Source organism: Vibrio sp. 10N.286.51.B11 (genome assembly GCF_041469245.1).
Classification (GTDB): Bacteria; Pseudomonadota; Gammaproteobacteria; order Enterobacterales; family Vibrionaceae; genus Vibrio; species Vibrio crassostreae_C.
Genome location: NZ_JBFRKI010000026.1, coordinates 138121 through 163464, shown reverse-complemented (window position 1 = coordinate 163464; position 25344 = coordinate 138121). Strand labels below are relative to the sequence as shown.

Below are 25344 nucleotides of genomic sequence, written 5' to 3'. Positions count from 1 at the left end.
AATTCCAACTATAAGATTGAGGTAGTCGATTCATGACATTTGCTTTGGGGCAACGCTGGATAAGCGATACGGAGAGCGATTTAGGTTTAGGTACCGTTGTAGCAATGGATGCTCGCACAGTGACACTAATGTTTGCAGCGTCAGAAGAAAACCGTGTTTATGCACGTGCTGATGCTCCCGTAACCCGAGTAACGTTTAATGTAGGCGATGTCATCGAATGTCAAGAAGGTTGGTCTCTGTCTGTCGAAGAAGTTATCGAAGACAAAGGGCTGCTAACCTACTTAGGTACTCGCGAAGATACCCAAGAAACAGAAGTCACTCTGCGTGAAATCTTCTTAAGCAACCAGATCCGCTTTAACAAGCCACAAGATAAGCTATACGCAGGTCAAATCGACCGTATGGATAACTTTGTGTTGCGTTACCGTGCGCTAAGCAACCAGTACCAACAACACAAGAGCCCGATGCGTGGCTTGTGTGGTATGCGTGCTGGCTTGATCCCTCATCAGCTATACATCGCTCATGAAGTGGGTCGTCGTCACGCTCCGCGCGTTTTACTGGCTGATGAAGTGGGCCTAGGTAAAACCATCGAAGCGGGCATGATCATCCACCAACAGGTGCTGTCTGGCCGTGCTGAACGCATTCTGATTGTGGTTCCTGAAACCCTACAACACCAATGGTTAGTAGAGATGATGCGCCGTTTCAACCTGCATTTTTCTATCTTCGATGAAGAGCGTTGTATTGAAGCGTTTGCTGAATCAGACAACCCGTTTGATACCCAGCAGTACGTTCTGTGTTCTTTGGACTTCCTACGTAAGAGCCGTAAGCGCTACGAGCAAGCACTTGAAGGCGAGTGGGACTTGTTGGTTGTCGATGAAGCGCACCACCTTGAGTGGAGCCAAGACAAACCAAGCCGTGAATACCAAGTGGTTGAAGGCTTAGCGGAAAATACGTCTGGTGTGCTACTACTAACAGCAACGCCTGAACAGCTTGGTCGTGAGAGCCACTTTGCACGTCTGCGTCTGCTTGATCCTGATCGCTTCTACGATTACGAAGCATTCGTTGAAGAAGAAGACCAATACGCACCGGTTGCTGATGCAGTAACGGCTCTGTTCTCTGGAGTGAAGCTTGAAAACAGCGCGAAGAACCAGATTACGGAACTGCTTTCTGAGCAAGATGTTGAGCCTCTATTCCGCGTTATCGAAGGTGATAGCAGCGAAGAAGAGCAAGCGTTAGCTCGCCAAGAATTGATTGATAACCTTATGGATCGCCATGGTACTGGCCGTGTTCTTTTCAGAAACACACGTGCTGCAATCAAAGGCTTCCCTAAGCGTAATGTAAACCTACTGCCGATGGAGATTCCAACGCAGTACACAACCTCAATGCGTGTATCTGGCATGATCGGTGGCAAAATGGCTCCCGAAGCTCGTGCAATGAAGATGCTGTATCCAGAAGAGATCTTCCAAGAGTTTGAAGGTGAAGATTCAAGCTGGTGGCAGTTCGACTCACGTGTTAACTGGTTGATTGAAAAGATCCAAGACAAGCGCAGCGAGAAAATCCTAGTGATCGCCTCTCGTGCAAGTACGGCTCTTCAATTAGAGCAAGCACTGCGTGAGCGTGAAGGTGTGCGTGCAACCGTATTCCACGAAGGCATGTCGATTCTAGAGCGTGATAAAGCTGCGGCTTACTTTGCTCAAGAAGAGGGCGGCGCTCAGGTTCTTATCTGTAGTGAAATCGGCTCTGAAGGTCGTAACTTCCAGTTCGCTAACCAACTTGTGATGTTCGATCTTCCATTCAACCCAGACTTGCTTGAGCAACGTATTGGCCGTTTGGACCGTATCGGTCAGCTGCGTGATATCGACATTCATGTTCCTTACCTAAAAGGCACATCACAGGCGATCCTTGCGCGTTGGTTCGATGAAGGTCTGAATGCATTTGCGGAAACTTGTCCAACGGGTCGCACGGTTTACGATAAGTACTCAGATGTTCTTATCGAGATGCTGGCTTCTGGTAACACTGAGCAACTTGATGAAGTGATTGAAGAGTCTGCCAAGCTAAATCAAAGCCTGAAATCAGATCTAGAAAAAGGCCGTGATCGCTTATTAGAAATGCACTCAAACGGCGGCGACAAAGCGCATGAAATTGCAGAGAAGATTGCCTCGACTGACGGCGACACTAACCTAGTAACGTTTGCACTAAGCCTGTTCGATACGATTGGCTTGAACCAAGACGACAAGGGTGAGAATGCTCTGGTTGTAACGCCGTCTGAGCACATGATGGTGCCAAGCTACCCAGGCTTACCATACGAAGGCGCAACCATCACGTTTGATCGTGATACTGCGCTTTCTCGTGAAGACATGAACTTCATTAGCTGGGAACACCCAATGATTCAGGGCGGTATCGATCTGCTACTGAGTGAAGGTGTTGGTGCATCAGCGGTATCACTACTGAAAAACAAAGCGCTGCCAGTGGGTACTATCCTGCTTGAGCTGGTTTACCTTGTGGATGCGCAAGCGCCGAAACGCAGCGGTATCAGCCAGTTCTTGCCTAAGACGCCAATTCGTTTGATGATGGATGGCCGTGGTAATGACTTATCAGCTCAGGTTGAGTTCGACAGCTTTAACCGTCAATTAAGCCCTGTAAACCGTCACCTAGCGAGCAAGCTAGTTAACTCGGTACAAGGTGAAATTCACAAGCTAATCGAAGCGGGTGAGACGCACGTACTTCCTAAAGTGGAAGAAGTGCGTGAACAAGCTCAACGAGATATGCAGACTAACCTGAACGGTGAATTAGAGCGTCTACAAGCGCTTAAAGCCGTGAATCCTAATATTCGTGATGAAGAGCTAGAGGTAATCGAAGCTCAAATCAATGAACTGACCGGTTACATCAGCAAAGCTCAGGTTCAGCTAGATTCATTACGCTTGATTGTGGTTTCTCACAACTAGTTTTGAATTAGCGAAATGCTTCAACGAAATAAGGCCTTCATTATGAAGGCCTTATTTGTATCTGTAGCTTAATTAACAATTCAAGTAGCTGGTTACATTAACCACTTCCACCAAACAAATACCGCTAGGAAACCAAATAGGTAAACAAGACCTGCTACAGACAACCATTTTAGTTTGCTGCCAATGGCTAGCGCTTCTGGAAGCTTAGCTTTGTTGACCAAGATGAAATTAAGCAGAGCGAAGAATGGCGTTGTTGCAAACGCGAGTACCATTGCGAAATCGAGCATAGGCATCAGTGCTGCGCTAAAGAACATCACAATCGCGAGTGCCGCGATAGAGACAATGATTATCCAGCCTTGCAGCATTCTTGGGCTTGAATCTTTTTTGAATAATAGACGTTGTGATTCAGCAAGCACGCGTGAGTAGCCATCGATAACGGTAATGGTGCTACCAAAGATACAGAAGAAAGCGATAAGAGCGATTAACGGGCGAGACCATTCACCAATTGTCGAAGCGTAGATGCCGACCAATTGATGAGTAAAGCCAACACCGGAGCGAGACAGTTCAACTCCCGAACCGTGAAGTACTAGCGCGCCTAACGCAACGAATACTAAAGCAAGCAGCGCCGTACCAATGTAGCCAACGTTAAAGTCGAACAGCGCTGATTGTGCGGTCACTTCCTGCTTCTCTTTTTGGCTTTTTAGCCACATAGAGGTGATGCTTGATATTTCGATAGGCGCAGGCATCCAACCCATGGTCACCACGATAAAACCAATAGCAGCCAATGACCAAGGCGACGGTGGAACAAAAGCAGCATCAGGTTCGACTGGAGAGCCGATAGCAATGGCGACTGCAGCTAAGGTTGTGATGGTTAAGATCGCCATGATCGCTTTAGATAGTGTATCTAGAGCACGATAATGGCCAGCAAACAGAATGATCAAACAGGTCGCTAAAACGATCATGCACAAGGTGCTAGTGGCTAAATCGAAAGGAACAAAGTAACTGAGTAGGCTTGCACTGAATAATAGCAGGGCAGCGGTATTCACGACCGCAGATATGGCACTCAAGATCGAAAAGATCACAAGGTATGGGCGGCCTAGGTTAGAGTAACCTTCCACCAAGCTTTGACCCGTTCCTAGCGTGTATTGGATGCCGGCTCTGAAGAATGGATATTTAAATACGTTAACGAGGATAATGAGAGCGGCAAGCTGCCAACCATAAATCGCACCCGCCTTGGTTGAGGCGACTAAGTGAGAACCACCTACAGCCGCTGCGGCCATCATAATGCCTGGGCCAAGAGACTTAATTAAACTTGATAGGGGAGCTGAGGTTGGTGTTTTTGTGTTGGTGGTTTTAACCGTACTGTCCATCGTTTTTCCTTTGATGCTGACTTCTTATTATCTGTTACCCTATCAATACCATGTTTTGTAAAGCCGTCAACTTTTATGTACGAAAATATTGAAAATTGTATTTATTTATAAACGAATCAACCGTGAATTATTTGTTCACTAGCAATTAAGAGGCTTCAATGGCGTTAGAACAGTACACACCACCACGTGAACCGTGGATTGATATTGTTTATCAAGATGACGATATTCTTGTGGTGAACAAGCCTGCAGGCCTGCTTTCTGTTCCGGGTAGGTTACCTGAGCATTACGACAGTATGTGGAGTCGCTTGGTTGTCGAATTTCCAGAGATTCAAGTCGTGCATCGATTAGACATGTCGACATCGGGCTTGATGCTGCTCGCTAAACACAAACAAGCTGAGCGTCATTTGAAGAAGCAATTTCAATATCGACTGACACACAAACTCTATTACGCCCGAGTATGGGGTTCAGTAGAAGAAGCTGAAGGTTTGATTGACCTCCCTCTTATTTGCGATTGGCCAAACCGGCCGAAGCAGAAAGTGTGTTTCGAGGATGGTAAATCATCTCAGACTCGCTATGTGGTTGAGCAAGAAGAGGTAAAAACGACCTTATTGAAGCTACTGCCTATCACGGGACGATCTCATCAGTTGCGAGTGCACTGCATGGAGGTGGGGAATCCTATTGTGGGTGATGAGTTTTATGCAACGCCAGATGCATTTATCTATAGCGAGAGGTTAGCTCTGCACGCGTGTGAACTCAGTTTTTATCACCCGGCCAATGATCAGTTATTCAAAGCCTTTGTTCCGTGTGAGTTTTATCCTCAAGCATCGCCACAAATCGAACAGCACTTTGAAATTGCGCCTGAGCTTCCAGACTACAGTAAGCTAAAAGCTTAGAATGGACTGATTCATAGATCTAACCAAGGAAGAAGAATGCCAACGCTGAAAGTTGTGTTTCTCGATAGAGCGACTATCCCATCTCAAATTCATTTAAAGCCTCTGAGCTTTGAGCATGAATGGGTAGAGTATGACTTTACTGCTCCTGAGCAAGTATCGGAGCGAGTTGAAGAAGCTGATGTGGTGATCACTAACAAGGTAGTGCTCAATGAGTCGAATCTCGCTGGTGCGAAAAAACTCAAGTTGATCGCGGTTTCAGCGACCGGTGTCAATAATGTCGATGTGGAATACTGCAAATCTAAAAACATTGCAGTGACAAACGTGCAAGGCTATGCGATTCAATCGGTTCCTGAACATGTCATCGCAATGCTGTTTGCACTTAAACGAAACCTTGTTGGTTATCATAAAGACATTGAGGCGGGCGAGTGGCAAAAGGACAAGCAGTTCTGCTTCTTTACTCATCCGATTCAAGATGTGGCTGGCAGCACACTGGGGTTGATGGGGAGTGGCAGCTTAGGTCAAGCCACCGCAATGTTAGCCAAAGCGATTGGTATGAAGGTGATGTTTGCCGAGCGAAAAGGAGCAGAGTCTTGTCGAGAAGGGTATCTACCTTTTGATACGGTATTGAAGCAAGCGGATGCGATCAGCTTGCATTGTCCATTGACTGAAGCGACCCGTAATCTGATTTCACAGCGAGAGCTAGCAATGATGAAACCAAGTGCGGTGTTAATTAATGCTGGCCGTGGTGGGCTTGTCGATGAACAAGCTTTGGTTGAAGCTTTGAAAGGTAATGAGATCGCAGGTGCGGGCATGGACGTGTTTACACAAGAGCCTGCAGACAACTCGAACCCACTCTTAGCTAACAGTCACCTACCTAACTTATTGCTGACACCTCATGTTGCGTGGGGCAGTGACAGTTCAATTCAAAAGCTGTCTGATATCTTAATCGATAATATTGATGGGTTTGTTGAGGGTAATCCGCAGAACTTAGTGAGTTGATTAAAGAATTAAATGGTGCGAACGCAAAACAAAAAAGGTTGGCTTTTAGGCCAACCTTTTTAGATCGTTGTGTCGATTAAGTGATTTAGCCTTGCGGCTTGACTACCAATACATTGATTGGTGAGTTCTGTACTACTTTGCTTGCAACCGAGCCAAGTACCACTTTGTCGATTTTTGAACGCTTATGGCTAGGCATCACGATAAGGTCGGCGCCAAGCTTTTCTGCGTAATCAAGAATCGTCGCGTAGGTTTTACCCTCAGCAACATGAACTTTGTAAACCACTTCATCGTCGATGTGTTTGTCGGCAAACTCTTTCAGCTGATTTTTAACATCAAGCTTCATTTGGTTCGCTGCATCTTTCGGGAAGTAAGACGCCACCATCGACATGTGAATGCCTGGTAGTACGTTCAGAATGTGGATTTCAGCATTGCTGTGTTTTGCGTGCCATACCGCCAGTTCGACTGCCTTATCAGAAAAGCCTTTGTCATTAAGATCAACAGGAACAAGGATTTGTTTATACATGTATTCGTCTCTTTTTAATCAGCGCTAAGCTTTCACTTAGCACTGTAATTATCCTTTCCATGTAATAAAGCCAAATAGCGCTAAGCACTACTCAGCCTTATCCATTACGCGCTAATCTCATCCTTACGAGCACGTCTTCTTTGGTTCATCGCTAAACCAATCAAAATGATCAGAGCTGGTAAGAATACCCACTCTTTCATTGGTCGATCTGCATCTTGGATAACGGATTTGATTTCCCAATCGAAATCAATACCAGCCGCTTCTGCTGGGCTACCGAACTCAACCATATCAACAATCATCTTGCCTTCTGATTCAGTCAGCATTAGACCCATAGAGGCAATACGATCTTCACTTGAGGTCGCAGAATCTTCAAACGGCAGGCGAACTGTCTTTTCAGAATAGTCACCTTCTAAGTTTTCGCCACCCACTCTAAGTTCAAGTGATTGTCCCACATCCAGCTTTTCCGTGATTTGAGCAATCTCAACTCCAGGTGAAAGAACTTTCTCTGGGTAAATCATGTCCCACCAGAAGCCAGGGCGGAAGAAAGTGAAGGTTAATGCAATAAGCAGCACCGTTTCCCACCACTTGTTCTTGGTGAACCACCAACCTTGTGTTGCAGCTGCGAAGATAAGTACCGCAGTCACAGATGAGAAAATCGTTAGTGCTAAGTGCCACCAAGAATCAATGCCCATCAGTAGTAGTTGAGTATTGAAGATGAACATGAAAGGTAGAATTGCGGTACGGATATCATAGGTGAAGCCTTGGATACCAGTACGAATCGGATCTGATTTCGCAATTGCCGCTGCTGCAAACGCCGCGAGACCTACCGGAGGTGTATCATCCGCAAGAATACCGAAGTAGAACACAAATAAGTGAACCGCAATCAGTGGAATGATCAAGCCGTGCGCTGCGCCTAGGGTCACGATTACCGGAGCCATCAGCGTTGATACAACGATGTAGTTCGCCGTTGTTGGCAAGCCCATACCTAAGATCAAGCTGATTACTGCAGTGAATAGCAACATAAGAATGATGCTACCGCCTGAGATAAACTCAACGAAGTCCGTCATTACTAGACCGATACCCGTTAGAGTCACCACGCCTACAACCGTACCTGCAGCCGCTGTCGCGACACCGATACCAATCATGTTACGTGCGCCTGAAACCAAGCTCTCTGCGAGATCAACGAAGCCAGCTTTAGTTTGCTCTGCAAGATCGTCTGATTTGTTCATCAGAGTCATTAACGGACGCTGAGTGATCAGAATGAAGATCATGAACACGGTCGCCCAGAATGCCGACAGACCTGGAGAGAAACGTTCAACTGTTAAACACCAAACAAGCACCACGATAGGCAATAGGAAGTGCAGGCCAGACTTAATTGTTGGACCTGGATCCGGAACTTCTTTGAGATCCGCATCGATTTCCATGCCGCCTTCAGATGCGTATTTTGCTGATACACGAACCAGAGCGACATAAGCGACTAATAGAGCCACCGTTACGATTGGTGTTGCAGCATCGCCAAAGACATCTTTCGTCCAACCGACACCGTAGTAAACTGCGGCACTGATAACACACAGACCTAAAATGGTACCCGTGAAAGACAGTAAGCTTTGTACGATAGTTGGTGTGTGGCGACGAGGTAGGCCAGTCATACCTGCTTTACATGCTTCTAGATGAACAATGTAAATCAGAGCGATGTAAGAGATCAGAGCGGGCAGTAGCGCGGCTTTGATTACTTCTACATACGAAATGCCCACATACTCAACCATCAAGAAGGCTGCTGCACCCATGATAGGTGGTGTTAATTGACCATTGGTTGAAGCCGCGACTTCTACCGCACCGGCTTTTGTGCCCGGGAAACCAACACGCTTCATTAGCGGGATAGTAAAGGTACCCGTGGTTACCACGTTCGCGATAGATGAACCTGATACTAAACCAGACAGACCTGATGCGACAACGGCTGCTTTCGCTGGGCCGCCTTTCATGTGACCAAGCAGTGAGAATGCAACTTTAATAAAGTAAGCACCGGCGCCAGCACGTTCTAGCATTGCACCAAACAGTACAAACAAGAATACGAATGACGTTGATACGCCAAGTGCCACACCGAATACACCTTCAGTTGTTAGCCACAGATGCGACATTGCCTTGTTCAGGCTCGCACCTTTGTGGGCAATAACGTCCGGCATGTGAGGGCCGCCAAAGGTATAAAGTAGGAATACTGCTGCCACAACCATAAGAGGTGGACCCAAAGCGCGTCGTGTTGCTTCAAGCAGTAAAACCATACCGAATACAGCCGCAACAATATCGAATGTTGTTGGTGCGCCCGATCGCTCAGCGAGTTCAGTATAGAAAATATAGATATAAGAAGCTGAAAAGCTACCTACAAGCGCTAATATCCAATCGACTGCGGGGATGCGATCCCTAGGCGAATTCTTCATGGCTGGATAAGCGGTAAAGGCTAGGAAAATAGCAAACGTAAGGTGAATTGCTCGAGCTTCAGTGTCGTTTAAAATTGCGAAGTTAAAAATGAACGGCAGCGGAGATGCATACCAAAGTTGGAACAGTGACCAACATAGAGGCACAAACCATAAAATACGGCCTTGGATACCACGAGGGCTACGCGCACCAGTATCTGATTGTGCCACCATTTCTTGCACATCTGGAGACGGTGATGTTGTCTGCGTCATGTACTTTATCCTTATTATTGATGGTCTGCCTTTTCTTACGAACAACCAAACGTTATTTATTTCCTATCTAGTGTAGTGAATGGATAGGGAAATGCGTTTTTTGTTCGTCTTTGTCTTAGGCTTGATACGAAGGTAAGTCCTCCAAATTGGAGAAACTTAAAGGGCTGTTCTTTTCACTTAAATTATTTTTATAAAACGTGAAAAGCCAATAAGGAGGGCTAGCCTCCTTATTGGTGTAGTAGGCTTAAAGTAGAGTTACTTTAGAAGGCCCACTTCTTTGTAGTATTTTGCTGCGCCTGGGTGAAGAGGGATAGAGATACCCGCTTTAACCATGTCTTCTTTTTTCAGGTTAGCAAATGCTGGGTGTAGGCGTTTGAAAGTGTCAAAGTTTTCAAATACTGCCTTAGCAACGTTGTATGCAACTTCTTCAGAAACGTCTGAAGTTGTTACCATAGTAGCTGCAACACCGAAGCTGTTTACGTCAGCGTCAGTACCACGGTACATACCAGCAGGAACTGTGCTGTAAGCGTAGTATGGGTTTTCAGCTACGATCTTGTCGATCTGTGGACCTGTTGCTGAAACCAGTTTAGCATCACAAGACGTTGTTGCTTCTTTGATTGATCCGTTCGGGTGACCAACCATGTAGATGAATGCATCAATTTTGTTATCACAAAGTGCTTGTGAACGCTCAGAACCTTTAAGTTCAGAAGCAAGCTTGAAGCTGTCGTTAGTCCAGCCCATAGCGTCCATTACAACACCCATCGTTGCACGGTCACCAGAACCTGGGTTACCAATGTTTACACGCTTACCTGCTAGGTCAGACACATTGTTGATGCCAGCATCAGTACGAGCGATGATGTTGAACGGTTCTGTATGTAGAGAGAACATCGCGCGAAGTTTCTTGTATTCGCCCTGATCTTTGAACTTACTTGTACCGTTGTAGCCGTGGTATTGCCAGTCCGATTGAACAACACCGAAATCTAGTTCACCAGCACGGATGGTGTTAACGTTGTAGATTGAACCACCAGTAGACTCTACAGAACAACGAATGTTGTGGTCTTTGCGGCCCTTGTTCACTAGCTTACAAATCGCACCACCAGTTGGGTAGTAAACACCCGTAACTGAACCAGTACCAATCGTGATGAACTCTTGAGCGTTAACAGCGCCAGCGCCCATTACAGCAGCTGCAATAGCACCAACTTTAATAAGTTTGGTAAATGCCATGAATTTCCCTTCCTTTATTCATTATTAACCCTGAAACAAGTGTAGTTGCTTCAGGAGTTTCCTATTTGGAAACGGCACCTTTTTCAATCCATGTGATGAAAAAGTGGCTGAATAATATCAAAAATTGGCAGAAAATTACTCGAATGTTAAAAGATATAGCTGAAAAATCTAACAAATGATGTCTGGATCTCGTGTTTGATTTACTACTGAGTTTTTTAAAATCAATAGTTTAGTGTGATTTTGGAAGGGAGGTATGGATATTCGAGGATGTGATTTGGATCACGAAGCGAATAGATGCTCGTGATCCATTAATAAGGCTGATAGTTATGAAACAGAGATCAATTATCCAGCGTATTCAAACAGTTCGCACACTGAATCAAACAGTTGCTTAGTGGTAACCGATAACGTTGGAGTAATGAAGATAGTGTCATCACCTGCGACTACGCCCAGTATACCTTCCGACTTACCTAGTGAGTCTAATAAACGAGCAATCAGCTGCGCCGCACCAGGACCTGTGTGTATCACCACCAATGCATTGTTGTGGTCAATATCTAGTACTAATTCTCGTAAAGAGCTAGAAACGGTCGGAACACCTAGCTCAGCAGGAAGACAGTAAACCATCTCCATTTTTGCGTTACGAGTTCGAACGGCACCAAACTTGGTTAACATACGCGAGACTTTAGACTGGTTGATGCTTTCAAAACCTTCGTGTTTTAGAGCATCAACAATTTCGCCTTGTGAGCCAAAACGTTCTTCTTTTAGTAAGGCTTTAAATGCACGAACTAAGTTGTCTTGCTTTTCTGTATTGCGCATATGTCATTCTTATTCATTAACAAAGATGTTTGCATATTCTCGCATACATATTCAATTTTAGCCAAAACATCCCTGTAATTTGTTAGTCATATCACTGTAAATATTTAATGGAATAATGTGTTATTTGCGACGACTTATTTTGTTATTTCAGTCGATTATCGCCATAATGCGAACTTGCTGTGTAGCACGGTTTTATTGACTTGCGCGAAGTCGCAAAGCTAGCGTTAATTGATTGTAATCACTTTGTGATTAATATAGTTTTTTAACTTAGATTTAGCTCAAGAATTACCCTACAAAGAATCTATAAGAGAAAGCTCTCAAGGAGAATAACAATGAAAGTAGCTGTTATTGGTGCCGCTGGTGGCATCGGTCAAGCCCTAGCCCTACTACTTAAGAACCGCCTACCTGCTGGTTCAGATCTTGCACTTTACGACATCGCTCCGGTAACACCGGGTGTTGCTGCCGATCTTAGCCATATCCCAACGCCTGTTTCGATCAAAGGTTACGCGGGTGAAGATCCAACACCAGCACTAGAAGGTGCGGATGTTGTACTTATTTCAGCGGGTGTTGCTCGTAAGCCTGGTATGGATCGTGCGGATCTTTTCAATGTGAACGCTGGCATTGTTAAGTCTCTTGCAGAGAAAATCGCAGTTACTTGTCCGACTGCTTGTGTTGGTATCATTACTAACCCAGTAAACACAACAGTGCCAATCGCGGCTGAAGTACTGAAGAAAGCGGGCGTTTACGACAAGCGTCGTCTATTCGGTATTACGACTCTTGATGTGATTCGTTCTGAAACGTTCGTTGCTGAACTAAAAGACAAAGATCCAGGCGACATCCGTGTTCCTGTTATCGGTGGTCACTCAGGCGTAACGATTCTTCCTCTACTTTCTCAAGTTGAAGGCGTAGAGTTCACTGATGAAGAAATTGCAGCGCTAACGACTCGCATCCAAAATGCAGGTACTGAAGTAGTAGAAGCTAAAGCTGGCGGCGGCAGTGCGACACTGTCTATGGGTCAAGCGGCTTGTCGTTTCGGTCTTGCACTAGTTAAAGCACTTCAAGGTGAAGAAAACGTGATTGAATGTGCATACGTTGAAGGTGAAGGCGAGCACGCTCCATTCTTCGCACAGCCAGTTAAACTAGGCAAAGAGGGCGCTGAAGCGATCCTTAGCTACGGTGAGCTAAGTGACTTCGAACGTAACGCTTTAGATAGCATGCTTGAAACGCTAAATGGTGACATCGAGATTGGTGTTGAATTCGCTAAATAAGCGAAACGCTATTTAACTCAGACTTAAGCTAATTAATAAGGGCCGGTCATTATGATCGGCTTTTTTGATCCTGAAGTTCAAGCTACTCGTATTTAGCTTTACAATTAATGTGAAGGTAAATGTTATGGCTACTGTTCAGAAGGGTATGAATGTCGAATATTTGGGGCACTTAGGAAAAGTATTGGTAATTGATGAGCAAGAGCAGTACGCGCTAGTAGAGACTTACAACGGGCAAGAGCAGTACGCGGTGCCAATGGAAGAGCTTGAAGAGATTGAAGCACAACTGCCGTTATCATTAGAAGCCAGTCGATATTGAATTTGGCTCACCTACAAATATTTGTTGAAAACCAAAAAAAAGAGCCCTGAGGCTCTTTTTGTTATTTATATAGAAGCTAGAAGCTAGAAGCGAGTTGTCTATTAACCTGCTTACTTACTGCGTTTAACAGCTAAGTGTGCGAGCGTGGTTAGCGCTTGCTTATATTCTGAGTCAGGAAGTACAGAAAGCTCAGCGATGGCTTTATCGGCCTCTTCGTAGGCTTTATTTGTTGTGTACTCTAAAGAGCCTGTCTCTTTCATTACAGCCATAATATCGTCAAGACGTTCCATGCCGTTCGCTTTCTCAATCGCTTCACGAATCATGCTTGCTTGTTCAGGAGAGCCATTATGCATTGCGTAAAGTAGAGGCAGTGTTGGTTTGCCTTCGGCTAGATCGTCACCAACGTTTTTACCCATCTCTTTACCATCTGCAGTGTAATCCATCACATCGTCAATCAGTTGGAAAGCGGTGCCTAGGTATTTACCATAGTTCTGCATTGCTGTTTCGATCTCTGGTGATGACTCAGTAAGAATCGCACCGATTTGGGTCGCAGCTTCGAACAAACGAGCAGTCTTAGAGTAGATCACCTGCATGTAGCTTTCTTCTGTGGTGTCTGGGTTATTGCAGTTCATTAATTGTTGAACTTCACCCTCGGCAATCACGTTTACCGCTTCACTCATTAGCTCAAGGATCTTTAAAGATCCTAGCGTTGTCATCATTTGGAATGAGCGTGTGTAGATAAAGTCACCCACCAAAACGCTAGCGGCATTACCAAAAGCGGCATTGGCCGTCGCTTTACCGCGTCTCATGTCTGATTCATCGACAACATCGTCGTGAAGCAGGGTTGCGGTGTGAATAAACTCGATAAAGGCTGCAGAGGTGATATGAGCTTCACCTTGATATCCAAGTGCGCGAGCAGATAAAAGAGCAAGCAAAGGGCGTAGGCGTTTGCCACCACCGCTAACGATATAAAAACCAAGCTGGTTGATTAAACTTACGTCAGAATTAAGTTGGGCTTGAATTGTTTCATTCACTTTTGCCATATCATTGGCAGTAAGCGTTTGGATAGCTTTAAAATCCATTGTTCATCCGGCTGAAGTTAGACCCTGTAAGGCTTATACGTTGTATTTAATTGTTGAATAATACACTAAAAAACGTTGATTAATACATCGCTAAAGGGCATGATTGCCGCACTTTTCTTTGGCGAACAGGTTTTCGCCAATTTTTTAAAAATATGGCTTGTCATAGCGCCATGATTCCCGTAGAATCTGCGCCCTATTGATTAGTTTAGCGCACACCCGAGTTGTACAATTAACAACCATAGGCTGTGCGGAAAAAGCGGAGTAAAATATGTACGCTGTTTTCCAATCTGGTGGCAAACAACACCGAGTAAGCGAAGGTCAAACACTTCGTTTAGAGAAATTAGACGTTGAAACTGGTGCAACTGTTGAATTTGATAAAGTTCTTCTTGTTGCTAACGGCGAAGAAATCGCTGTTGGTGCACCTCTTGTTGAAGGTGGCAAGGTTACTGCAGAAGTAGTACAACACGGTCGTGGCGATAAAGTAAAAATCGTTAAGTTCCGTCGTCGTAAGCACTCGCGTAAGCAAGCTGGTCACCGTCAGTGGTTCACTGAAGTGAAAATCACTGGCATTAACGCTTAAGTATTAGGAGAGTTTAACAATGGCACATAAAAAAGCTGGCGGTTCTACTAATAACGGCCGCGATTCAGAAAGCAAACGTCTTGGTGTTAAGCGTTTTGGTGGTGAATCTGTTCTTGCAGGTAACATCATCGTTCGTCAACGTGGTACTAAGTTCCACGCTGGCACAAACGTTGGCATCGGTAAAGACCACACTCTTTTCGCTCTTACTGAAGGTAAAGTGAAATTTGCTGTTAAAGGTCCTAAAAACCGTAAGTTTGTAAGCATCGAAGCTGAGTAATTTAATCTTTAACTAGATTATTTTATTAGCTTTCAAGCTGAATTCAAAAGCCCTGCCGATTCGGCAGGGTTTTTTATTTATAGCAAGAATAAAAAAGCAGACGCTCTTGTTTTGGTTTTGAGAAGCCGTTTTATTTTTTGATAAACAGATTAGTTTTTAAGAAGCCGTTTGTTTTTAAGAAATAAGAAGCAAAGAACCTCTCCTTATTTGTTCCTTGGTTGCAGGTCGGCCTAGATCTTAGGTGATCGATCTAAACACGGATCTGCTAGAATTTATATCACTCCTTGATGAGTGGTAACGCAACGTAAGTGCGGAGTTAAAAAATGAAATTCGTTGATGAAGCGGTAGTAAAAATAGAAGCCGGTGATGGCGGTAATGGTACAGTTAGCTTTTGGCGCGAAAAATTCGTCGCTAAAGGTGGTCCTGATGGCGGCGACGGTGGTGACGGCGGTGATGTTTACATCCAAGCGGATGAGAACTTAAACACACTGATCGATTACCGTTTCCAACGTTTTTACAATGCAGAGCGTGGCGAGAATGGTCGCGGCGGTAACTGTACTGGTAAACGTGGTAAAGACATTACGCTGAAAGTACCAGTTGGTACGCGTGCAGTTGATATCCACACCAACGAAATCGTTGCTGAAGTTGCTGAACACGGCAAGAAAGTAATGGTTGGTAAAGGTGGTTGGCACGGTCTTGGTAACACGCGTTTTAAATCGTCTGTTAACCGCGCTCCTCGTCAAAAGACAATGGGTACTAAAGGCGAAGTTCGTGAACTGCGTTTAGAGCTTCTTCTATTAGCTGACGTTGGTATGCTTGGCCTACCAAACGCAGGTAAATCTACTTTTATTCGTTCAGTATCTGCTGCGAAACCAAAAGTGGCTGATTACCCGTTCACTACTTTGATCCCAAGCTTGGGTGTGGTAAGTGTTGTCCCTGAAAAGAGCTTCGTTGTTGCCGATATCCCAGGACTAATCGAAGGCGCAGCTGATGGCGCTGGCCTTGGTATCCGATTCCTTAAGCACCTTGAGCGTTGTCGTGTTCTTCTGCATATGATCGACATTATGCCGATCGATCAATCTGATCCTATTCAGAATGCACTAACGATCATCGATGAGCTTGAGCAATACAGTGAAAAAGTTTCACAAAAACCTCGCTGGTTAGTGTTCAATAAAGTTGACCTAATGCCAGAAGACGAAGCAGACGAAAAGATTCAAGAAATCATCGATGCTTTGGGCTGGGAAGGCGAGTACTTCAAGATCTCTGCTGTGAATAAAATCGGCACCAAAGATCTTTGCTTCAAACTAGGTGAGTTTATGGAAAACCTACCTCGTGAAGTTGTAGAAGTTGAAGAAGAAGAAAAAGTAGACTTTATGTGGGATGACTACCATAAAGATGCGATGAGCGGTAAGAATGTCGTTACTGAAGATGACGACGATTGGGACGATTGGGATGACGAAGAGGATGACGGCCATGTTATCTATGTTCGTGACTAATCCTCTTAGTTTCTCATAACGCATCGGTCACTTCTTACAAGTACACTGATAGTTTTATTAAACCGCAATGAAAATTGCGGTTTTTTTGTATCTAAATCATGACGTCTTACTGTTTTTTATGCAAAATTTATCTTTAGATAATTAACGCCTATGGGAAGGAAATCATGGCATCAAAGCAAAGAGCGATCTCAAGACTCGTCGCTCAATCAGGACAAATGTTATTGGCGCACGGGGCAGAGAGCACACTGGTCGGCGATATCATGCGTCGCATCGGTATTGCTTGTGGGGTGAATGAGGTTGAAGTCGCACTGTCAGCCAATGCGCTTGTTGTAACTACCGTAATGGATGATCACTGTATTACCACTACTCGAAGTTGTGCTGATCGTGGCATTAACATGCAGGTTATCACCGACATTCAACGCATTTGCATCATGATGGAGAAGGGAATTCTCGATTATGATTTGGCGTATAAAAAGATTCAAAACATCAGCCCCGAGCGCTACAACCGTTGGTTAGTGGTTGTGATGATAGGGTTGTCGTGCGCCTCTTTTAGCCACCTTGCGGGCGGAGACTGGCAAGTCTTCATGATGACTTTTATTGCTTCAGCTTGCGGTATGATCGTCAGGCAAGAGATTGGGCACCGCCATTTCAATCCGCTATTAAACTTTGCTATCACAGCATTCGTTACCACGACCATTTCAGCTCAAGCCGTACTTTACAATATTGGCGGCCAACCCACGATCGTGATGGCTTCATCTGTATTAATGTTAGTACCTGGTTTTCCTCTGATTAACTCCGTCGCTGATATGCTTAAAGGCCATATTAATATGGGGTTAGCGCGCTTTACCATGGCCAGCTTATTAACTCTGGCGACGAGCTTGGGCATTGTCGCGGCGATGAGTCTATCAGATGTTTGGGGGTGGGCAAGCTAATGAGTATTTTCGAACTGTTTTTAGGTCTGCTCAACGATATGTTTTTCGCCGCTATTCCTGCGGTTGGGTTTGCATTGGTGTTTAACGTTCCGCAACGTGCTTTAATTTATTGTGCACTCGGTGGTTCTATCGGTCATGGTAGCCGGTATCTGATGATGCACTTTGGTATTCCAATCGAATGGGCGACGTTCTTCGCCGCAACCGTGGTTGGTATGATAGGGGTTCATTGGTCACATAAACTGTTAGCACATCCGAAGGTGTTTACGGTTGCAGCTCTAATTCCTATGGTGCCAGGTGTGTTCGCCTTCAAGGCGATGATTGCGATGGTGGAGATTAACAGGGCAGGCTACACGCCTGAGTTGTTGGCAATGTTGATGGAGAACTTTTTAAAATCGATGTTCATTATCGCAGGGTTGGCGGTTGGCTTAGCTGTGCCAGGGCTGTTATTCTATCGCCGTAGACCTATCGTTTAGCGTTAATTTTCTTTTTAGGGACAGGACTTTCGATTTATGATCATCAGCATGATAGCGGCAATGGCAAACAACCGTATAATTGGTAAAGACAATCAGATGCCTTGGCATTTACCTGCGGATTTTGCATGGTTTAAACGCTCGACTATGGGTAAACCAGTCGTGATGGGACGTAAGACCTACGATTCTATTGGACGCCCTTTGCCGGGTCGGTTGAATGTCGTAATCAGCCGTGATGAGAGTTTAAAGATTGAAGGTGTAACGACGGTAACTTCTATTGAACAGGCTCTAGAGCTACTCAGTGATGTTGAAGAGGTGATGATCATTGGTGGCGGCTCTATTTATGAGAGCTGCTTACCTAAAGCGGACAAGTTGTATCTGACTTACATCGATTTCGCCGTCGATGGAGATACACAATTTCCTGACTGGGGTGAAGGTTGGAAGCAGAGCTTTAACGAGAGCTATCAAGCTGACGAGAAAAACAAACACAACATGGAGTTTGTGATTCTCGAGCGTTAACTGTGGTTATCAATAGCTAGTCTCTGAAAAATGCTTGCGTTACCCTACCAAGGTAGCGCAAGTTTCTCGTATCTTTATAGCGCTTTCTGAGTGAAAAACTGTTTATCTTCCCAGCGAAGAATTGTCAATTCACCTCCCCAGACGCATCCAGTATCAAGTCCAATTACGTCTTTTCCGTTATAGCCTTCAAGCGCAGCCCAGTGTCCAAAAACAACGGTTTTATCGAGCTTTATGCGTTGCGGAAGGTCAAACCATGGCACTAATGGTTCATCGGTAATCTCATTCGGTGGTAGCTTACATGCCATGTCGAGACGGCCATCTTCAAAACAGAAACGCATTCTTGTCAGGCTATTGATCGCATAGCGATAGCGCTCAATATCATGTAAATCCTGATGCCATAAATCAGGCGCGTTGCTGTACATGTTTTCGATTAGCCATTGCCATTTATCGGACTTTAACAAGGATACGATCTCTCGATTTTCAACACGTGCTCTTTCTAGATTCCACTGCGGTGAGATACCCGCATGGCACATCACGAACTCTGGGTGTTCTTGAAGCAAAGGCTGTTGTCTTAACCATTCGATTAGCAGTTCACGATCTTCAGCATCAAGAATCGCTTGAGTCTTATCTTTTGGTTTCGCTGGAAATAGTCCCAAGGACACCGCCAGAAGATGTAAGTCGTGGTTGCCTAATACAACCTTAGCTGCGTCACCAAGGTTACGAATAAAGCGTAACGTCTCCAATGATTTAGGGCCTCGAGCAACTAAGTCTCCGGCGACCCATAAAGTATCTTGGTGTTTATCAAAGTTAATTTTTTCAAGTAGTCCTTGAAGTTCGTCGAAGCACCCTTGGATGTCTCCGACAATGTAATTCGACACAATAATTTCCTGTAGATACGGATGTACGGCTAATTAAGAATATTAGGGATTGCGAGTCTGAATGGGTCAACTTCGGTAATAAAATCAATGCCCTTGTTATCGGTCATCACATAGTGACCTTGCATAACGCCAACAGGGGTTTCGATGACCGTACCACTTGTGTAGGTGTACTCGTCGTTGGCTTCAATCACGGGTTGTTGGCCAACTACACCATCACCCTCAATGGTGAGCTGCTTGCCGTTAGAGTCGGTAATTAACCAGCGGCGAGACATAAGTTGCACCGTTGTTTTACTTAGATTTTTGATGGTAATAATGTAGGCGAAGACATAACGATTCTTCGTTGGCTCAGATTGTTCTTCTATGTACTTAGAGTGAACCTGGCATTTGATACAAGGCGTAGATATATCCATATTCGCACCTTTTGTTGTTGATATACTTAATGTAATTAAAGTATTACATAAAAAAGGCTCCTAACCGAAGTGTAGGAGCCTTTTTTATTTATTTGTCAGCGTTATGACTGTCGTACAACCAGTTTGCCATGTCGACAAACTGCTCGAGCGTTAAGTTCTCAGGACGCATGCTTGGGTTGATACCTAGCTCTTCAAGCACTTCCTTATCGATTAAGCTCTTGTAGCAGTTACGAACTGTTTTACGACGTTGGTTAAAGCCTTCACGACAGACGCGATCTAGCCATTTCAGATCTTTTGCCGGATAAGGCAGCACTTCGTATGGCTGTAGGCGCACGACTGCTGAGTCTACTTTCGGTGGCGGAACGAAGGCCGTTGGTGGAACTTCTAACACAGGCGTTACTTTACAGTAGTATTGAGCCATTACAGTAAGACGACCGTAAGCTTTACTGCCAGGGCCAGCAGCTAGACGGTTAACCACTTCTTTTTGAAGCATAAAGTGCATGTCTTGCACGTCTTTATGGAATTCAAAAAGGTGGAACATCAATGGTGTAGAGATGTTATATGGCAAGTTACCAAAGATGCGTAGCTTATTGTTTGGCTTAACCAGTTCTTGGAAATCGAACTTCATCGCATCGCCTTCACGGATCGTTAGCTTGTCCGCAAGATCTGGATGGTTACGAAGACGTTCTGCAAGGTCTCTATCCAATTCGATAACAGTAAATTTATCGACAAGCTTACCCACAGGCTCAGTAATTGCGCCTAGACCAGGACCGATCTCTACCAAGTTTTGACCTGGTAGTGGGTTAATACTCGATACGATGCCATCAATAATGTATGGATCGTTAAGGAAGTTTTGACCAAAACGTTTACGCGCTTTGTGCCCTAAGTGGACATCATTTCTCATTGCTTTTTCTCTACTAATTCAATGGCGTGCGTGAGCGCTGTTCTAAAGCTCCCTGTATCGGCTTGGCCTTTCCCTGCCAAGTCTAAGGCGGTACCGTGGTCGACTGATGTGCGAATAAACGGTAAGCCAAGCGTGATGTTCACTGAGCGACCAAACCCTTTGTATTTCAATACCGGGAGTACTTGGTCGTGATACATACCTAAAACAGCATCTGCATCTTGCAAATATTTTTCATTAAAGATGGTGTCTGCTGGCAATGGGCCAACTAAATTGATGCCATCTTTTTGGCGAATTTTTTCTAGCGTCGGGGTGATAGTTTCAATCTCTTCACGCCCTAAACAACCATCTTCACCAGCATGTGGATTCAAGCCACACACATAGATAGTTGGTTTCTCAATAGCAAATTTTTCAACCAAGTCTTTATTTAGAATAGCAATAATTTGCTCTAATCTGTCTTCGGTCACAGCTTGAGATACATAAGCTAGTGGGATGTGCGTTGTTACTAGCGCAACACGCAGCCCTTCAGTTGCCAACATCATCACCACCAGTGGTGTATTGGACTTCTCTGCAAAGAACTCGGTATGGCCGCTAAAAGCAACGCCAGCTCGGTTAATTACACCCTTGTGAACGGGGCCGGTGACAATAGCATCAAATTCATCATTCATACAGCCAATTGCTGCGGTTTCTAAAGTATTTAATACGTAATGACCATTAGCCTCATTGAGTTGACCTGCAACTGCCGTTTTAGCAAGTGGAACGTGTTTCACTACCAGTGTGCCAGCGCGTTGCGGTTGCTTAGCTGCATTTGCATCGTAGTCCAGAAGATCGACTTCGATACCAAGAATTTTAGCTCGCTCGGATAGCAGTGTTTTATCAGCACAAACCACGAGTTGATGAGGCCAACTTTCTTGAGATAGAGCCAAAGTTAAATCTGGGCCTATCCCTGCTGGTTCACCTGCGGTTATGACAATACGTTTAGTTGTTGTCATCTTGGTCGTCCTCAACCATCTCAACAAAGGCACTTGCTCTTACTTCTTGTAGCCAAGCACCAGCTTCTTCGTTGAATTTACGGTTAAATAGAATTTGGTAAGCTTTGTTTTTCAAAGCTGAATCGGTACGGTCGACTTCGCGACGGTCTAGTACTTCAACAATGTGCCAACCGTGTACGGTTTTGAATGGCGCACTGATTTTGCCTTCTGGTAGCGTTTCTACTTGGTGTTTGAATTCTGGTACATACAAATCTGGTGTTTGGTAGCCTAGCTCACCATCTTGTACTGCAGAACCTGGATCTTGGCTGTATTGCTGTGCAAGGTCGCCAAAGCTCGCTTCACCTGCGTTTACGCGGCGCGTGATCTTTTCAAGTTGTTCTTTCGCGCCATCGTCACTCAAGATTACGGTTGGCTTAATCAAGATATGACGAGCATTCACTTCCGTTACTGCTACGGTTTCTAAGCCTTTCACATCTTCAATTTTTAGAATGTGGAAACCTACACCGCTACGGAAAGGACCGATGATGCTGCCTTTATTTTGCATTTTGATCTGGTCAGCAAAAATGGTTGGCATCTCTTCTTTACGCATCCAACCCCAATCACCACCTTGCAGCGCTTTAGGACCCTTAGAGTAAGTATATGCCATGGTGCTGAAATCTTTGCCTGAGTTCAGTTCTTCGACAAGTTCTTTAGCTTGGGCTTCTAGCTCTTCTTTGGTTTGGTCATCATTGAAGCGAAGTTGAATGTGTCCAATCTTGTATTGAACGGTTGCGTTAGTCTCTTGCGCTAAGATATCCGCTAGGTTATCGACCTCTGCAGGAAGGATGTTAATACGACGGCGAACTAGAGCATTGCGAGCCTCACTTGCCGCAATTTCTTTTCTTACTTGCTCTCGAAATGCATTGTAGCTAAGGCCTTCTTCAGCAACCGATGCGGTAAGTTGTTCTACCGTTTGGTTGTTGTCTTTAGCGATACCTTCAATTGCTTGATCAAGTCGAGCATCATCAATACGAACACCGATACGTTCTGCTTCTTGAGTTTGAATAGTATCGATGATCAGTTTTTCTAGTACTTGCTCATTGAGCACATCTTGCGATGGCAATGTTTGCCCGCTTTTCTTAGCGTTTGCGCGCAGCGTCTTCATCGAGGCATCGATGTCGCTTTGTAAGATAACGCCTTCGTTAACGATAACTTTTACGCTGTCTAGCTCGACTGGCGCTGCAAAGCTTGTTGATAAAGTACAAGTCGCTGCGATAGCAATTAATGTGCGTTTCCACAATGTCATGTGTAATCCTTTAAATTTACTGACGTTTTATCAATAAAGAAAATTAGTTATTTAAGAAGAATGGGCGACCGTAGCTCAAAGAGTTATCTGAACTGCTATCACCAATAGCGCCGGAATCAGATCCGATATTGGTACCAAAGCCAACAATACCGAAGTTCACACTGAAGTTGTTTTCGTATTCAGGTGTGGTATTCGGGTCACTAATGTTATTTGTCAAACGGTTACTATAGGTAAAGCCGATGTACCAACAATCCGATCTATAGTTTAAACGAGCTAACCACTCTAGATCTTCTTGTGTGGTTAAGTCATAGAAATATTGAGCACTGGTGCTCCATTTCGGTGAAATTTGGTAGGAACCAAGTAAACCCGCTTGCGAAATACCATCTCTTGTTATGGATGATACGTCAAAATCTACAGTTTCATTTATGTACTCTTCTGTTACATAGCGGTAGTTGGTTTGTATGTAACCGCCTGCGAAGCGATATTCTAATGTGCTGTTTGCAAGTTGCATTGCAGTAGTATCGATATCGTATTGCACGCCACCATGGTAGAACAGGTAGTCATCATAGTTGAAATCCATTTCAATAGCCCAAGACGAGTAATTAGTTTTTTTGCCTGAATCGTCGTTGTCTAAAGTCTGTTTTGTATCTTTGTCGATATAAAAAATTTGACCGAAAGAGATATTGAGGCGCTCTTTATATTCATCATCAAAGAAACGAGATGAGGCGCCGTAGCTGATTTGGTTTGCTGAAGCAATACGGTCTACGCCACTATATTTACGACTTCTAAATAAGCCGTAATAATCTGTTTGTAATAGTGTAGTGTCGTACAAGCCAATATCACTTTGATCTTGCTCTGGTACATACAAATACTGAACCTGTGGCTCGAGTGTTTGAGTGTAGTTACCAACGATAACGGTATCACGCTCAAGAATGATACCGGCATGGCTTCGAAATTCAGGGATAACTCGACTTACCGATTCTTCTAAATCTTTGTACTCGTCACTTGTTGTATCAACGCCATCAAGATCTTGCTGGTAGTATGTACCAAGTAGTCGAGCTTCAGTTGTCCACGTTCCCCAAGTATTTCCAACAGGTATAGTAATACCCGGTTCGATATGGACGCGAGTCGCAGATGGCTTGCCTTTGGCGTCAGTATCAAATGCCGATACATGACTGACCATATCGAAATCTAAATATTCCATTACCTCAGGAGCGTAGTAGTTATATTCAAGCTGCGGCATTAGGCGGTAAGGTAGGTTGTTACTGGTTGTTAGGACTTGGAAGTCTCGGACAAGCACTGACGCATCCCAATTGTGAGAACGGTAAGTCGCTTGGCCTTCCTGCAATAGTTGGCCATCTTCACGGTTACCAATGCTGCTTGAGCTAACGTCAGTAAAGTAATCAATATCACTCACTTTTGAGTAGTCGACTTCGAATAACCAAGACTGTTGGAATATACCTGAGTGCTGGAGTTGTGCACCCCAGCGGTCACCTTTCTCTTCGAACTTTTTATCATCAGGTAGGTATTCTGATTTGATGCTACCTGAACCAAAGTCGCTCAAATATCTGAATTTACTGTTGAGTTGAGTGCCACGCTCTTGCATGTACTTGAAGGTGGTTTCTAAGTCGTAGTTTGGTGCTAAGTTCCAATAAACTGGGATTTCAGCTTCAAAACCATCACTTGAACCGTATGACACTGTTGGGTATAGGAAACCAGTCTTACGTGTGTCACCAATAGGAACGGTCAGGTATGGTAGGTAAAAGACAGGAACACTTTGAATTTCAAAACGTGGGTTATAAAAAGTGGCTTGTTCTTCATTCTGATCTACGTCGATGCTTGATGCTCTCAGACGCCACGCGTTGTCCCCAATAGGACAAGAGGTGATCGAGCCATCTTCGATCTCATAAACCGCTTTACCTGTTTTTGCGATATAAACTGCATCGCCACGGCCTGGCTCACATAGAAATTCGTAGTCGGTGTTTTCTAGCGTCATTTCATCAGTCGTCAGATTATTGGTCGCTCTGTCTGAGATAGATTTGATTTGACCATCACTAAAGTTTACGTTGCCTTCAGCTACAACGATGTTTTCTTGTTGGTGAAGGGTTACATTATCAGCAAGGATGGTCTTGTTTCCTTGCGTAACTCTTACGTCACCTGAATATATTGCCTTGTCACCATTGATAGCCTCTAAGCGATCTGACTCAACATGAGCGGGTAGTTGAGTCTCGTTTTCTGCAGCGGGTTCGATCAAGCATTGATCTATAGAGGGCATTTCCTGCACACTACTATCGGTGATTGTTTCAGCTTGAGTTGTCGACACGTATAACGCCGTACTTATAGACGCGGCTAACAAGGTGCGGGAAAAAGATTGCATGAAGTTGAACTATCCTGTGTCACTAGATGAAGGGTTGATCTAGTATCAATCCAATTAATAAAGCATTTTCCTTATGATAAAGGAAATAATAGCATTCAGCATCATCAGACAGC

The 25344-nt window shown here is 44.6% G+C and carries 23 protein-coding genes; 11 read left to right on the top strand and 12 right to left on the bottom strand.

Annotation, left to right across the window (positions count from 1 at the left end; all coding sequences use genetic code 11):
• Nucleotides 1-32 precede the first annotated feature (32 nt).
• Entirely contained in the window at nt 33-2942 is a 2910-nt protein-coding gene (rapA, locus tag AB4154_RS14010) for an RNA polymerase-associated protein RapA (RefSeq protein ID WP_372123325.1), read from the top strand.
• 92 nt (nt 2943-3034) lie between these two features.
• Here rapA and AB4154_RS14005 read toward each other — a convergent pair whose 3' ends face one another.
• On the bottom strand, nt 3035-4312 hold the full coding sequence (locus tag AB4154_RS14005; RefSeq protein ID WP_017061369.1) for an NRAMP family divalent metal transporter: 1278 nt from the start codon (nt 4310-4312) through the stop codon (nt 3035-3037).
• 158 nt (nt 4313-4470) lie between these two features.
• Between AB4154_RS14005 and rluA the strand changes: the two genes are divergently transcribed.
• On the top strand, nt 4471-5205 hold the full coding sequence (gene rluA / locus AB4154_RS14000) for a bifunctional tRNA pseudouridine(32) synthase/23S rRNA pseudouridine(746) synthase RluA (RefSeq protein WP_372054819.1): 735 nt from the start codon (nt 4471-4473) through the stop codon (nt 5203-5205).
• Nucleotides 5206-5241: 36 nt separating this feature from the next.
• Entirely contained in the window at nt 5242-6204 is a 963-nt protein-coding gene (locus AB4154_RS13995) for a D-2-hydroxyacid dehydrogenase (RefSeq protein WP_372123323.1), read from the top strand.
• Between the two features lie 85 nt (nt 6205-6289).
• Here the strand turns inward: AB4154_RS13995 and AB4154_RS13990 are convergent, their stop codons facing one another.
• From AB4154_RS13990 to argR, 4 genes are all read right to left on the bottom strand, one after another.
• Entirely contained in the window at nt 6290-6727 is a 438-nt protein-coding gene (locus tag AB4154_RS13990; protein WP_004740830.1) for a universal stress protein, read from the bottom strand.
• 104 nt (nt 6728-6831) lie between these two features.
• Nucleotides 6832-9411: a TRAP transporter permease gene (locus tag AB4154_RS13985; RefSeq protein WP_065584689.1), complete on the bottom strand. Its 2580-nt coding sequence runs from the start codon at nt 9409-9411 to the stop codon at nt 6832-6834.
• Nucleotides 9412-9666: 255 nt separating this feature from the next.
• Nucleotides 9667-10635, bottom strand: coding sequence for a TAXI family TRAP transporter solute-binding subunit (locus AB4154_RS13980; protein WP_017061374.1), 969 nt, complete (start codon nt 10633-10635; stop codon nt 9667-9669).
• Between the two features lie 342 nt (nt 10636-10977).
• On the bottom strand, nt 10978-11448 hold the full coding sequence (gene argR / locus AB4154_RS13975) for a transcriptional regulator ArgR (protein ID WP_004740827.1): 471 nt from the start codon (nt 11446-11448) through the stop codon (nt 10978-10980).
• A 332-nt stretch (nt 11449-11780) separates the two neighbouring features.
• Between argR and mdh the strand changes: the two genes are divergently transcribed.
• Nucleotides 11781-12716 (top strand): malate dehydrogenase, encoded by a 936-nt coding sequence (gene mdh / locus AB4154_RS13970; RefSeq protein ID WP_009847834.1) that lies wholly within the window; start codon nt 11781-11783, stop codon nt 12714-12716.
• A gap of 124 nt (nt 12717-12840) precedes the next feature.
• Nucleotides 12841-13032, top strand: coding sequence for a hypothetical protein (locus tag AB4154_RS13965; RefSeq protein ID WP_017068805.1), 192 nt, complete (start codon nt 12841-12843; stop codon nt 13030-13032).
• 110 nt (nt 13033-13142) lie between these two features.
• On the opposite strand, the gene ispB is transcribed toward AB4154_RS13965, so the two are convergent.
• Nucleotides 13143-14114: an octaprenyl diphosphate synthase gene (gene ispB / locus AB4154_RS13960; RefSeq protein ID WP_017061376.1), complete on the bottom strand. Its 972-nt coding sequence runs from the start codon at nt 14112-14114 to the stop codon at nt 13143-13145.
• A 268-nt stretch (nt 14115-14382) separates the two neighbouring features.
• Here ispB and rplU point away from each other — a divergent pair, with 268 nt between their 5' ends.
• The 6 genes from rplU (at nt 14383) to folA (ending at nt 18388) form a co-directional block, all read left to right on the top strand.
• Nucleotides 14383-14694, top strand: a complete 312-nt coding sequence (gene rplU, locus AB4154_RS13955) for a 50S ribosomal protein L21 (RefSeq protein ID WP_004740823.1) — start codon at nt 14383-14385, stop codon at nt 14692-14694.
• Nucleotides 14695-14713: 19 nt separating this feature from the next.
• Nucleotides 14714-14971: a 50S ribosomal protein L27 gene (gene rpmA / locus AB4154_RS13950; RefSeq protein WP_004735905.1), complete on the top strand. Its 258-nt coding sequence runs from the start codon at nt 14714-14716 to the stop codon at nt 14969-14971.
• A gap of 323 nt (nt 14972-15294) precedes the next feature.
• Nucleotides 15295-16467, top strand: a complete 1173-nt coding sequence (gene cgtA / locus AB4154_RS13945; RefSeq protein WP_017061377.1) for an Obg family GTPase CgtA — start codon at nt 15295-15297, stop codon at nt 16465-16467.
• 164 nt (nt 16468-16631) lie between these two features.
• Nucleotides 16632-17399: a threonine/serine exporter ThrE family protein gene (locus tag AB4154_RS13940; RefSeq protein ID WP_017061378.1), complete on the top strand. Its 768-nt coding sequence runs from the start codon at nt 16632-16634 to the stop codon at nt 17397-17399.
• Nucleotides 17399-17872 carry a threonine/serine exporter family protein gene (locus AB4154_RS13935; RefSeq protein ID WP_017062945.1) on the top strand — a complete coding sequence of 158 codons (474 nt, stop codon included), beginning with the start codon at nt 17399-17401 and terminating at the stop codon, nt 17870-17872. The genes AB4154_RS13940 and AB4154_RS13935 overlap by 1 nt, the downstream gene beginning before the upstream one ends.
• Before the next feature lie 36 nt (nt 17873-17908).
• Nucleotides 17909-18388, top strand: a complete 480-nt coding sequence (gene folA, locus AB4154_RS13930; RefSeq protein ID WP_017062944.1) for a type 3 dihydrofolate reductase — start codon at nt 17909-17911, stop codon at nt 18386-18388.
• A 74-nt stretch (nt 18389-18462) separates the two neighbouring features.
• On the opposite strand, the gene AB4154_RS13925 is transcribed toward folA, so the two are convergent.
• From AB4154_RS13925 to lptD, 6 genes are all read right to left on the bottom strand, one after another.
• Nucleotides 18463-19266, bottom strand: a complete 804-nt coding sequence (locus tag AB4154_RS13925) for a symmetrical bis(5'-nucleosyl)-tetraphosphatase (RefSeq protein ID WP_017062943.1) — start codon at nt 19264-19266, stop codon at nt 18463-18465.
• Nucleotides 19267-19295: 29 nt separating this feature from the next.
• A complete protein-coding gene (apaG, locus tag AB4154_RS13920) occupies nt 19296-19676 on the bottom strand; it encodes a Co2+/Mg2+ efflux protein ApaG (RefSeq protein WP_004735899.1) in 381 nt (126 codons plus the stop codon).
• Between the two features lie 88 nt (nt 19677-19764).
• A complete protein-coding gene (rsmA, locus tag AB4154_RS13915) occupies nt 19765-20580 on the bottom strand; it encodes a 16S rRNA (adenine(1518)-N(6)/adenine(1519)-N(6))-dimethyltransferase RsmA (protein WP_017062942.1) in 816 nt (271 codons plus the stop codon).
• On the bottom strand, nt 20577-21569 hold the full coding sequence (gene pdxA / locus AB4154_RS13910) for a 4-hydroxythreonine-4-phosphate dehydrogenase PdxA (protein ID WP_017061382.1): 993 nt from the start codon (nt 21567-21569) through the stop codon (nt 20577-20579). The genes rsmA and pdxA overlap by 4 nt, the downstream gene beginning before the upstream one ends.
• Nucleotides 21556-22854 carry a peptidylprolyl isomerase SurA gene (gene surA, locus AB4154_RS13905; protein ID WP_136982213.1) on the bottom strand — a complete coding sequence of 433 codons (1299 nt, stop codon included), beginning with the start codon at nt 22852-22854 and terminating at the stop codon, nt 21556-21558. Before surA ends, pdxA begins: the two co-directional genes overlap by 14 nt.
• A gap of 43 nt (nt 22855-22897) precedes the next feature.
• Nucleotides 22898-25231: an LPS assembly protein LptD gene (gene lptD, locus AB4154_RS13900; RefSeq protein WP_372123322.1), complete on the bottom strand. Its 2334-nt coding sequence runs from the start codon at nt 25229-25231 to the stop codon at nt 22898-22900.
• Nucleotides 25232-25344 lie beyond the last annotated feature (113 nt).

What these genes read in the sequence shown, in the direction of transcription:
- rapA (WP_372123325.1), top strand. Translation starts at nt 33, where the DNA reads ATGACATTTGCTTTGGGGCAACGCTGGATAAGCGATACGGAGAGCGAT.
- AB4154_RS14005 (WP_017061369.1), bottom strand. Translation starts at nt 4,312, where the DNA reads ATGGACAGTACGGTTAAAACCACCAACACAAAAACACCAACCTCAGCT.
- rluA (WP_372054819.1), top strand. Translation starts at nt 4,471, where the DNA reads ATGGCGTTAGAACAGTACACACCACCACGTGAACCGTGGATTGATATT.
- AB4154_RS13995 (WP_372123323.1), top strand. Translation starts at nt 5,242, where the DNA reads ATGCCAACGCTGAAAGTTGTGTTTCTCGATAGAGCGACTATCCCATCT.
- AB4154_RS13990 (WP_004740830.1), bottom strand. Translation starts at nt 6,727, where the DNA reads ATGTATAAACAAATCCTTGTTCCTGTTGATCTTAATGACAAAGGCTTT.
- AB4154_RS13985 (WP_065584689.1), bottom strand. Translation starts at nt 9,411, where the DNA reads ATGACGCAGACAACATCACCGTCTCCAGATGTGCAAGAAATGGTGGCA.
- AB4154_RS13980 (WP_017061374.1), bottom strand. Translation starts at nt 10,635, where the DNA reads ATGGCATTTACCAAACTTATTAAAGTTGGTGCTATTGCAGCTGCTGTA.
- argR (WP_004740827.1), bottom strand. Translation starts at nt 11,448, where the DNA reads ATGCGCAATACAGAAAAGCAAGACAACTTAGTTCGTGCATTTAAAGCC.
- mdh (WP_009847834.1), top strand. Translation starts at nt 11,781, where the DNA reads ATGAAAGTAGCTGTTATTGGTGCCGCTGGTGGCATCGGTCAAGCCCTA.
- AB4154_RS13965 (WP_017068805.1), top strand. Translation starts at nt 12,841, where the DNA reads ATGGCTACTGTTCAGAAGGGTATGAATGTCGAATATTTGGGGCACTTA.
- ispB (WP_017061376.1), bottom strand. Translation starts at nt 14,114, where the DNA reads ATGGATTTTAAAGCTATCCAAACGCTTACTGCCAATGATATGGCAAAA.
- rplU (WP_004740823.1), top strand. Translation starts at nt 14,383, where the DNA reads ATGTACGCTGTTTTCCAATCTGGTGGCAAACAACACCGAGTAAGCGAA.
- rpmA (WP_004735905.1), top strand. Translation starts at nt 14,714, where the DNA reads ATGGCACATAAAAAAGCTGGCGGTTCTACTAATAACGGCCGCGATTCA.
- cgtA (WP_017061377.1), top strand. Translation starts at nt 15,295, where the DNA reads ATGAAATTCGTTGATGAAGCGGTAGTAAAAATAGAAGCCGGTGATGGC.
- AB4154_RS13940 (WP_017061378.1), top strand. Translation starts at nt 16,632, where the DNA reads ATGGCATCAAAGCAAAGAGCGATCTCAAGACTCGTCGCTCAATCAGGA.
- AB4154_RS13935 (WP_017062945.1), top strand. Translation starts at nt 17,399, where the DNA reads ATGAGTATTTTCGAACTGTTTTTAGGTCTGCTCAACGATATGTTTTTC.
- folA (WP_017062944.1), top strand. Translation starts at nt 17,909, where the DNA reads ATGATCATCAGCATGATAGCGGCAATGGCAAACAACCGTATAATTGGT.
- apaG (WP_004735899.1), bottom strand. Translation starts at nt 19,676, where the DNA reads ATGGATATATCTACGCCTTGTATCAAATGCCAGGTTCACTCTAAGTAC.
- rsmA (WP_017062942.1), bottom strand. Translation starts at nt 20,580, where the DNA reads ATGAGAAATGATGTCCACTTAGGGCACAAAGCGCGTAAACGTTTTGGT.
- pdxA (WP_017061382.1), bottom strand. Translation starts at nt 21,569, where the DNA reads ATGACAACAACTAAACGTATTGTCATAACCGCAGGTGAACCAGCAGGG.
- surA (WP_136982213.1), bottom strand. Translation starts at nt 22,854, where the DNA reads ATGACATTGTGGAAACGCACATTAATTGCTATCGCAGCGACTTGTACT.
- lptD (WP_372123322.1), bottom strand. Translation starts at nt 25,231, where the DNA reads ATGCAATCTTTTTCCCGCACCTTGTTAGCCGCGTCTATAAGTACGGCG.